At 63.8% G+C, this 9508-nt stretch carries 10 protein-coding genes; 8 read left to right on the top strand and 2 right to left on the bottom strand.

The window, feature by feature from the left end; genetic code table 11:
- Window positions 1-192: 192 nt before the first annotated feature.
- On the bottom strand, window positions 193-750 hold the full coding sequence (locus ACREBX_RS05150; RefSeq protein WP_431560679.1) for a hypothetical protein: 558 nt from the start codon (window positions 748-750) through the stop codon (window positions 193-195).
- Window positions 751-837: 87 nt separating this feature from the next.
- On the opposite strand from ACREBX_RS05150, the gene ACREBX_RS05145 reads away from it, so the two are divergent.
- The 5 genes from ACREBX_RS05145 (at window position 838) to ACREBX_RS05125 (ending at window position 4922) form a co-directional block, all read left to right on the top strand.
- Window positions 838-1914, top strand: a complete 1077-nt coding sequence (locus tag ACREBX_RS05145; RefSeq protein WP_431560678.1) for a winged helix-turn-helix domain-containing protein — start codon at window positions 838-840, stop codon at window positions 1912-1914.
- A gap of 317 nt (window positions 1915-2231) precedes the next feature.
- Window positions 2232-2522, top strand: coding sequence for a PspC domain-containing protein (locus ACREBX_RS05140; RefSeq protein WP_431560677.1), 291 nt, complete (start codon window positions 2232-2234; stop codon window positions 2520-2522).
- A 258-nt stretch (window positions 2523-2780) separates the two neighbouring features.
- On the top strand, window positions 2781-3452 hold the full coding sequence (locus ACREBX_RS05135; RefSeq protein WP_431560676.1) for a DUF6975 family protein: 672 nt from the start codon (window positions 2781-2783) through the stop codon (window positions 3450-3452).
- 197 nt (window positions 3453-3649) lie between these two features.
- Window positions 3650-4492, top strand: coding sequence for an AAA family ATPase (locus ACREBX_RS05130; protein ID WP_431560675.1), 843 nt, complete (start codon window positions 3650-3652; stop codon window positions 4490-4492).
- Between the two features lie 4 nt (window positions 4493-4496).
- Entirely contained in the window at window positions 4497-4922 is a 426-nt protein-coding gene (locus ACREBX_RS05125; protein ID WP_431560674.1) for a GFA family protein, read from the top strand.
- 70 nt (window positions 4923-4992) lie between these two features.
- Here the strand turns inward: ACREBX_RS05125 and ACREBX_RS05120 are convergent, their stop codons facing one another.
- Entirely contained in the window at window positions 4993-6390 is a 1398-nt protein-coding gene (locus ACREBX_RS05120) for a methyl-accepting chemotaxis protein (RefSeq protein ID WP_431560673.1), read from the bottom strand.
- A 129-nt stretch (window positions 6391-6519) separates the two neighbouring features.
- Between ACREBX_RS05120 and ACREBX_RS05115 the strand changes: the two genes are divergently transcribed.
- From ACREBX_RS05115 to ACREBX_RS05105, 3 genes are all read left to right on the top strand, one after another.
- Window positions 6520-7698, top strand: coding sequence for a vWA domain-containing protein (locus ACREBX_RS05115; RefSeq protein ID WP_431560672.1), 1179 nt, complete (start codon window positions 6520-6522; stop codon window positions 7696-7698).
- A gap of 156 nt (window positions 7699-7854) precedes the next feature.
- Window positions 7855-8661 carry a lipid II flippase Amj family protein gene (locus ACREBX_RS05110; RefSeq protein WP_431560671.1) on the top strand — a complete coding sequence of 269 codons (807 nt, stop codon included), beginning with the start codon at window positions 7855-7857 and terminating at the stop codon, window positions 8659-8661.
- Window positions 8654-9508, top strand: coding sequence for a DUF817 domain-containing protein (locus ACREBX_RS05105; protein ID WP_431560670.1), 855 nt, complete (start codon window positions 8654-8656; stop codon window positions 9506-9508). Before ACREBX_RS05110 ends, ACREBX_RS05105 begins: the two co-directional genes overlap by 8 nt.

Here is a 9508-nt window from a genome sequence, read left to right as displayed (position 1 = left end):
GATGGGGAGGTGGCAGCGCGAAGCGCTGACGGAGGGGCGATGACGCAATGTTGCCGCCCCTCCACCACCGCCTGTGGCGGCGGCCCCCCTCCCCACGGCTTCGCCGCAGGGAGGATCAAAACGTCCGCACCGGTCGAAAACCTCTATCCCGATCAGGGATTTTCAAACGACAAAATCGCCCTTTTTGGCGGGTCAGGCCGCGCTTCGGCTCGCCCGCCAGAACAGCGCGGCCGACAGCAGCCACAAGCCTGTGAAAAAGCCGCACAGTACCAAGACCCCGACTGCGCCGTTGGGTTGAAGCGCCGTCGATGGCGCCGTCGCGATTGCGATGGCGAGGAGCGCCTGTACCGCCGCGACGCCCAGCATCGCACGCGCCATGCCCGCTGGCTGGCCGCGCGCGGCATAGCTTCCGACGGTGGCGGCGAACACCACCATAAAAAAGTTGAAGTTGACCGGATTATCTTCGCCGACAATGCCGACGGCCAGGTTGATCCAGATCATCAGGAAGGCGGCCGCCAGCGCGGCCGCGACGCCGCCGCGATACGACAGGCTCACCCCTGCCTTCACGGCGAACTCATAAAGCAGCAGCACGCCGCCGATCATGACACCCATGAACAGGAAGGCACCCGGGCCCCAGTTCCAGTCGTCGACGATCTGCATCATGACCAGCGGGACTAGCAACAGCCCGGCGCCGGTCGCCCAGCGGATCACGCGCCAACGGTTTGCCTGCTTTGCGGTTTCGTTCGCCATTCGCCTTGCCTCCTTCGATGTTTGAAGCTTTACAGTGGCGCGCCGGACGATGAGCGGCATGAGCAATTCATGAGATTTCGCTGAAAAATGGCGCCGCAGCAATTTCACTTCGACGATTTCACGCTCGACATACAGGATCGCAGCCTGTCGCAGCGCGGCCGGCCGCTCGACGTAAACAACCGCTATTTCGACGCGCTTGCCCTGATGCTGCACGAGCGCGGCCGGCTCGTCACCAAGGATCGCTTCATGGACGAAGTCTGGCGCGGGGTGCCGGTGACCGACGAAGCGCTCACCCAGTGCATCCGTGCGCTGCGCCGCCTGCTCGGCGACGATGCGGGAAGTCCGCATTTCATCGAGACGGTCCCCAAGCATGGCTATCGCTTCATCGGCGCGGTCGAGCTCGTTGCGGCGGCCCGCCCCGGCAAGGCCGACTCCGCCCGGCTCGCCGGAAACCGGTGGGGGCGCTTCCTGCTGGTCGCCGCCGCGGCGACGGCCGGCGGCGGCATCGCCGGTGTGCTCGGCGGCCTCTTTTATGGCCTGAGCATCGGCGTCGGCCCGGCGATGGGCGCGACATCGGTCCTGTTCGTGCTGCTCGCGATCAACATGATCGTCGGGCTGGTTGCCGGCATCGGGGTCGGCGCGGGACTTGCGACGGCAGAGCTCGCACGCGGCGAACGCTGGCAATGGGTCATGCTGGGCGGCGCGATCGGCGGCTTCGTGACCGGCGGGGCCGCCAAACTTGTCGGCCTCGACGCATTCGCATTGCTGCTGGGCCAGTCGCCGGGCGATATGACCGGCGCACCCGAAGGGCTGATATTGGGCGGGGCCGTCGGCATCGCGGCATGGGCAGCGCGTCATTGCGCGCTAAGCTTGGCAAGGAGCGCCGCCGTCGGCGGCCTGATAGCGGGCGTGTCAGGCGTCGCAATTTCGCTGTCCGGCGGGACGTTCCTCGGAGGCAGCCTCGACTTCCTGCTCAGGCGCTTCCCCGAATCGCGCTTCCGGCTGGATGCGACCGGCGCCCTTTTTGGCGAAAGCGGCTTCGGAGTGATCAGCAGGGCCGCCACGTCGGGCATCGAATGTCTGCTATTCGGCGCGTGCGTCGTCGGCGCGATGTTTTTCGTGCGGCCGGCCAGGACGGGCACCCCACTCAGCCCGACGCTTTAAATCGAACCCGTACAAAAGCTTGCAGCAATGCTGCGGCGCACAATTTTTTTGACCGGCCTTCTTTAAATCTTCATATCGCCACGCCAGATAGCGCCTGTCACGGGATGCGGGGGCTTCATGAGCGGTTCAGGCGCCGCCCATCAAATGGCAATCATTCCCACAAGGTGGGGAATGATTCACGATCCAGAGCAGGCCGTCCAACGCGGCTGACACAAAAAAGCTCGGAAATCTGGGGCTCGCGAAAATTGGCACGACCTTTGCGATGCATTCGGCATCGGCGCGGGGCAGTGCCTACAGCCAAAGGGAAAGACAAAAAGATGGAAAACGAAACCACCAACCTCTTCCGCCGCCGCGATACCTTCTTCGGTATCTGCGAGGCCGTTGGCCAGGATTTTGGCTTCAACCCGCTCTGGCTGCGCCTCGCCTTCGTCGCGCCGCTCTTCTTCTTCCCGGCCCAGACCTTCATCGGTTATTTCGCCTTGGGCCTCGTCGTACTGGCCTCGCGCCTGACCTTCCCCGCCAAGGCGGCGGCCCAGCCCGCGCCGGGCGCGATCGAAGTCGCCGCGCCGCAGGCTGAAAAGACCGAGGAACTCGCACTCGCGGCGTAATCCGAGCTGGCCGGGCACTCGCTCTCCCCTGGGTCCGGCCACCTCCCCGCTCTTTGGCGCCGCACAGGCGCCATAGGCAGGACCGGCAAGCTTCCCCCGGGGCTTGCCGGTTCCTTCGCTTTTGTCCCTGACTGGAACAGCCCCGCGGCAAATCAAAACGCCGCTTATAAACGCGTCGTTTACGACGTTGATCTATGACCGATCGCTGTAATTCCATTGGCTTGGGCGTCGGCGCCCTGCCACAGCGAGGATCAAGCCTTGAGCCAATCGCCCCAGCCCAAATCGCAGACGCGCGGCGTCGCCGAACTGCTCGATGCGCTGGTCGCCAGCGACGGCACCGGCGCGCATCCGCACGTGCGCTCGGGCGCGCTGTCGAGCGGCCCCGAAGCGATGCGCAACCTCGCCGACGCGGTCCACTTTCTCTGCCTGCTCCATGGCCGCTATCCGGGCGTGATCGACAACGCCGCGCGCAAGGCGGTCGACCCGGCATCGCGCCAATGGATGGCCGAAGCGGCCGATGCCTTCGTCCAGGAACGCGCGTTCCTGACCAAGATCGCCTCGGCGGTCGGCCCGGTGCCGAGCACGCAGGGCCAGGCGCAGTGCGAGGCCGCGGTCGCCGCGCAGCGCAAGGCGATCGACATGCTCGCCGAGTCGGATCGCCACGGCTGCGCGCTCGGCGCCGCGATCGCGCTGACGCTCGACTGGCGGACGATCCGTGTATTGCTCGACATCAGCGCGCTGCGGCTCGACCTCACCCCACCGACCTGCACCCTCCCCGACCTCCGCGACACCGCGCGGCTTGCCGCAACCGTCGCCGAAACGCCCGCCATCGAGCGCGCGATGGTGTTCGGCGCACAGCAGCTGATCACCCAGCACAGCGGCCTGTGGGACCTGATGGCGGCGCGCGCCGCGAGCCGACTGCATCCGTAATCCTTCGCCCCTCCCGCAAGCGGGAGGGGTCGGGGGTGGGCCAGCAAGGTTGCGTCTTTCCCACCCCGCTGCGACTAACCAGCAAGCTGGCAAGTCTCGCTGCCCCTCCCGCTTGCGGGCGGGGAGACTTCTTGCACCCTTCCCCCGCCCCCGCTATGCCTGCTTGACGTTCACGTTAAGGGAAAGGCCGCGAGCCGATGCGTTTCGAAGGTACTAGCGCCTATATCGCCACCGACGACCTGAAGGTCGCGGTCAACGCCGCGACCTTGCTGCGCCGCCCTTTGCTCGTGAAGGGCGAACCCGGCACCGGCAAGACCGTGCTCGCCGAGGAAATCGCGAAAGCGTTCGACGCGCCGCTGATCACCTGGAACATCAAGTCGACCACCAAGGCGCAGCAGGGCCTGTACGAATATGACGCGGTCGCGCGCCTCCGCGATGGCCAGCTCGGCGAAGAGCGCGTCCACGACATCCGCAACTATATCCGCAAGGGCAAATTGTGGGAGGCGTTCACCTCGCCCAAGCTCCCCGTCCTCTTGATCGACGAGATCGACAAGGCCGACATCGAATTCCCGAACGACTTGCTCCAGGAACTCGATCGCATGGCCTTCCATGTCTACGAGACCGACGAGACGGTGACCGCGAAGGAACGCCCGATCGTCGTCATCACCTCGAACAATGAAAAGGAACTGCCCGACGCCTTCCTGCGCCGCTGTTTCTTCCACTATATCAAATTCCCCGACCGCGACACGATGGCGTCGATCGTCGACGTCCATTTCCCAGGTATCCAGAAGACGCTGGTCAGCCGCGCGATGGACATTTTCTACGAAGTCCGCGACGTGCCGGGGCTCAAGAAAAAGCCGTCGACGAGCGAACTGATCGACTGGCTCAAGTTGCTGCTCAACGAAGACATGCCGCTCGAAGTGCTGCAGAACCGCGACGTCGGCAAGGCGATCCCGCCGCTCCACGGCGCGTTGCTCAAGAACGAGCAGGATGTGATGCTGTTCGAAAAGCTCGCCTTCATGGCGCGGCGGCAGGGATAGGCCCATGCCCGTTGCTGGCCAATGCCTTTGTGGCGCGGTAAAGATTGCGGTCGAAGGTAACGCCCTTGGCGGGCGGACATGCTGGTGCCGGACATGCCAGAAATTCGGCGGCGGCAACGGGACGACCAACGCTTTCTTTCGCGATGAAGCCGTTACGACCGAAGGCGAACTGAGCTGGTATGAGAATATCGCAGACAGCGGCAATATCACGCGACGCGCCTTTTGCTCCAATTGCGGATCGCATGTCTTCACCATGGGGTCGGGCGCGCCGGGATTTCGCGGCATACGTGTCAGCATGTTCAACGACAGCAATGCCTTTCCGCCGCAAGCGGTCATCTGGACCGAAAGCGCGCCAAGCTGGGCCGCTCTGGATCCTACACTGCCGCATTTCCCGAAAGCCCCGCCTCCACCGTCGCAGCAGGATCGCTAGCCGGGACGACGAGTGCCTGGCCGATGGGCATCTCGACTTCGAGCGATGCGAACGGGAATAAAGTGCTGTTTTATAACTGGTACGCAACCTCGACATCGCCCCAGCGGCGGCCGTTGATGATCGCGGGCATATAGACGTTGCGCACGGTCAGATAATTGATGCCATCGCCCTCCTGCCGATAGACCGTCATGAAGAAGGGCGCCGTGCTGCGTTTCGCCGCGGCATCGGTCTCGTCATAGAGCAGCCGGCCGTTGCGGCAATGCGCGGTGTCATGCTCGATGTCACCGGTCGGCGCGCGCGAGCATTCGCTGATATGCGTCGGCAGAAAGCCGTTCATGTCGCCCGCCGACGACATCTTGATCTCGGGATGCTGCGCCACGATGCGATCGAACAGCGGGCGCCAGTGCGCATCGGCCCAGTCGCACAGTGACGTGCGAAAGCGTTCGGGGTTCGAATTCGGCACGCGCACATAATTGGTATCGAAAAGCTGTTCTATCGACAGTTCGCCGTGCGCGACCGCGCGTTCGGCCAGCCCGACGAATTCGTCGCGCACTTTCGCTGCCAAGGCGACGATCGCCGAATCCTGGGGGGATACACCCGCCGAGATCACTGCGTTGAACATGCGGTTCGACACATGCTCCATCGACAGGATCGAATCGCGCGTGCCCACCAGCGTCGATCTATTGTCGCGCACCGAAGTGACGACGCTGTTAAGCGCCTCGCGCACCTTCGCGCCATTGGCATGCACCATCGCGCTCGATTGCGCGATGCGGTCGCTCTGGTCGTCGAGCAGCGCGACAAGATGCGTCGCATCGTGCAGCGCGTCGGTGATCGTTTCGAACTGCGCCTCGGCGCGGCTCGACTGTTCGACCCCCGACTGGATTTCGGTGACCAGCCCGCTCGCCTCGGCCGCGAGGCTGCCGATGCTGCGACGGATTTCGTCGGTCGCGCCGCGCGTGTTCTGCGCCAGCTTCTTCACTTCGGCGGCGACGACGGCAAAGGTGCGGCCGGCATCGCCAGCGCGCTCGGCTTCGATCGCGGCATTTAGCGCGAGCATATTGGTGGTCTTGGCGATCGACTCGATCGACTGGCTGACTTGCTGCACCTGTTCCATCACCGCGGCGAAATTGGTGACATGCGTGCCCAGCCGCGCGACAAGGTCGATGACCGAGCGGAATTCGGAGACCGCGGCGTTGACGCGCTCGGCGCCGGTGTCGAGCTGTTCGCACGCGCGCGCCGAAAGCAATTTCGCCTCGTCGGTCGAATCGGCGATCTGGCGCTGGTCGGCCTCAAGGCTGACGACATATTCCTCGAGCCGTCCGAGTTCGCCGATCTGGCGGTCCATCTGATCGGTCGCAAGCTTGATCCGCCCGGCTGCATCGCTGCACCCGACGGCAAGCTCGCCGCAATCGCTCGCCACCGACTGGTCGAGGATCTGTGCCGCCGGATTGATCGGATCATATTTCATTGGCTTGCCCACGTCCCTGCATGATCGCGAAGCTATGCCCAACATTGGTTAACGGGGCGTCAACTCGCGGCCGCTTTACGTTCACGTAAAGTGATTGCGCAGGTCGTCCGAACGCGATACGCCTGCCCCATGTTTTTCGGCTTTCTCGACGAGCTTCGCGCCGCGGGCATTCCCGCCAGCCTGAAAGAGCATCTGATGCTGCTGGAGGCGCTCGACCGCGAGGTGATCGATCGCAGCCCCGAGCAATTCTATTACCTGTCCCGCGCGATCTATGTGAAGGACGAGGGCCTGCTCGACCGCTTCGATCAGGTGTTCAACAAGGTCTTCAAGGGCATCATTTCCGACTATGGCCAGAACCCCGTCGACGTGCCCGCCGACTGGCTGAAAGCGGTCGCCGAGAAATTCCTGACGCCGGAGGAAATGGCGGCGATCGAGTCGCTCGGCGACTGGGACAAGATCATGGAGACGCTGAAAGAGCGGCTCGAAGAACAGCAGAAGCGCCACGAGGGCGGCAGCAAGTGGATCGGCACCGGCGGCACCTCGCCCTTCGGCAATTCGGGCTATAATCCCGAGGGCGTCCGCATCGGCGGCGAGAGCAAGCACAAGCGCGCGCTGAAAGTCTGGGAAAAACGCGAGTTCCAGAATCTCGACAACACCAAGGAACTCGGCACCCGCAACATCAAGATCGCGCTCCGCCGCCTGCGCAAGTTCGCACGCGAGGGCGCGGCCGACGAGCTCGACATTCCGGGCACGATCGACGGCACCGCGCGTCAGGGCTGGCTCGACATCCAGATGCGCCCCGAACGGCGCAATGCGGTCAAGCTGCTGCTGTTCCTCGATGTCGGCGGATCGATGGACCCCTTCATCAAGCTCTGCGAGGAATTGTTCAGCGCCGCGACCACCGAGTTCAAAAATCTCGAATTCTTCTATTTCCACAATTGCCCGTATGAAGGCGTGTGGAAGGACAACAAGCGCCGCTGGTCCGAACGCCACCAGATGTGGGACATTCTCCACAAATATGGCCATGATTATAAAGTGATCTTTGTCGGCGACGCGTCGATGAGCGCCTATGAAATCACCCATCCGGGCGGCAGCGTCGAGCATTTCAACGAAGAATCGGGCGCGGTCTGGCTCGGGCGCATCACCCGTGTCTATCCCGCCGCGGTGTGGCTCAACCCGGTGCCCGAGGCGCATTGGGGTTACACCCAGTCGGTGAAGCTGATCAAACAGCTGATGAACGACCGCATGTACCCGCTCAGCCTCGCCGGTCTGGACGACGCGATGCGCGAGCTGACGCGAAAGCATTGACGGCGCGGCCTTAAACGACAAAACACCCGCATCCCCGAGCGAAGACGAGGGGCTCGTTCGAGCGAAGCGAGAATCCGCAAGGTCGCTGCCTCGGCTTCGCTCGGCACAGCCCCTCGTCTTCGCTCGGGGATGCGGTAGTTTTACATCGAGTTCCCCATGATCGATCTCCCCCTCGTCACCATCCTGCTGCTCACCGGCTTCATCAACCTGATCGGCGCGCTCGCCTATGCCGCGCGCATCGCCGGCGTCCGCACGCGGCGCATCGCGATGTCGTTCGCGCTGTTCAACATTCTCGTGCTCTTCTCGCGCACCTCGAACAGCTTTTTGGGCCCCTTCCTCGCCAAGCGGATCGAGACGCGCATCCATGACGGCAGCGGCACCCAACTCTTCATCGACATGCAGTTCGTGCTCGCCGCGGCGAGTGTCGCGACGCTGATCGGTATCCTGCTCGTCCCGACCGGCCAGCGCATGTTCGCAACCGCGATCGCCTGGTATCAGGATAACCGCTCGACGACGAAGCTCGCGCTGAAAGCCGCCAGCCCAAGCGGACTGCGCACGCTCCGCCAGTCGTTGACTGTCCCCAGCCTGTCGCATCTCAAGGGCTGGCGGATGCCCAAGGGCATCGGCTGGGGCGTATTGATCGCCAACTGCCTCGCACAATCCTTGCTCGCGGTCGGCGTCGTCGCGTCGCTCTACGCCGGTTATCTTGCCCCCGAATTTCGCGTCACTGCGTCGCAGCTTTCGGCGCTGATCAACGGCTTTGCGACGATCCTCCTGTTTGCTTTCATCGACCCGCAATTGTCGGTGATGACCGACGACGCGGTCGAGGGCAAAGTCGACGAGGCCGATTTCCGCCGCGCGATCACGCTCATCTCGCTGAGCCGCCTCGCCGGCACGGTGCTCGCGCAGGCGCTGCTGCTGCCGGCCGCGCTGCTGATCGCCTACGTCGCCGTGCATGTCTGAAACGCCGCGCAGTCAGTCGCGCTTCCATGCCGTCCGCATGCGGCTGGAGGCGATGGCGGTCGAGCCAGGACCGCGCGGCTGGTTCCTCGAATTTCTCGTCTTCGGTTTCAAGCAGGGCTGGGCGTGCCTGTTCGGCGGACTGATGCTCGCGCTGCTACTCGGCACGCATCTCTTCTGGCCCGACGACGCGCCGCTCCACCGCTATGACGCGATCACCATCGGCGCGGTGCTGATCCAGCTCGGCATGCTCGCCTTCCGGCTCGAAACGCCGAAGGAAGCACTCGTCATCCTGATCTTCCACATCGTCGGTACGGTGATGGAATTGTTCAAGACCGCCGCCGGATCATGGCAATATCCCGAGGCAAGCCTGCTCCACATCGGTGCGGTGCCGCTCTTCTCGGGCTTCATGTACGCCGCGGTCGGCAGCTATATCGCACGCGTCTGGCGCATCTTCGATTTCCGCTACTCAGGTTATCCGCCCGCGTGGGCGAGCTATGCACTGGCAGCCGCGATCTATGTCAACTTCTTCGCGCACCACTGGCTATACGACATCCGCTGGTTCCTGTTCGCTGCCACTGCGCTGCTCTTCTGGCGTTGTCAGGTGTGGTTCCGCCCGCTCCACGTCCACCGCCGCATGCCCTTGATCGTCGGCTGGGGGCTTGTTGCGCTCTTCATCTGGTTCGCCGAGAATATCGGCACCTTCGCCCGCGCCTGGACCTATCCGAACCAGAACGACGGCTGGCACATGGTGGGCGTCGAAAAGCTCGGAAGCTGGTATTTGCTGATGATCATCTCGTTCGTGCTCGTCAGCCTCGTCCAGCGGCCGAAGGCCCCCGACCACTCGTAA

This window comes from Sphingopyxis sp. (assembly GCF_050725655.1).
Taxonomy (GTDB): Bacteria; Pseudomonadota; Alphaproteobacteria; order Sphingomonadales; family Sphingomonadaceae; genus Sphingopyxis.
Note: the sequence above shows the minus strand (reverse complement) of the source record. Positions and strands in the feature narration are given on the sequence as shown.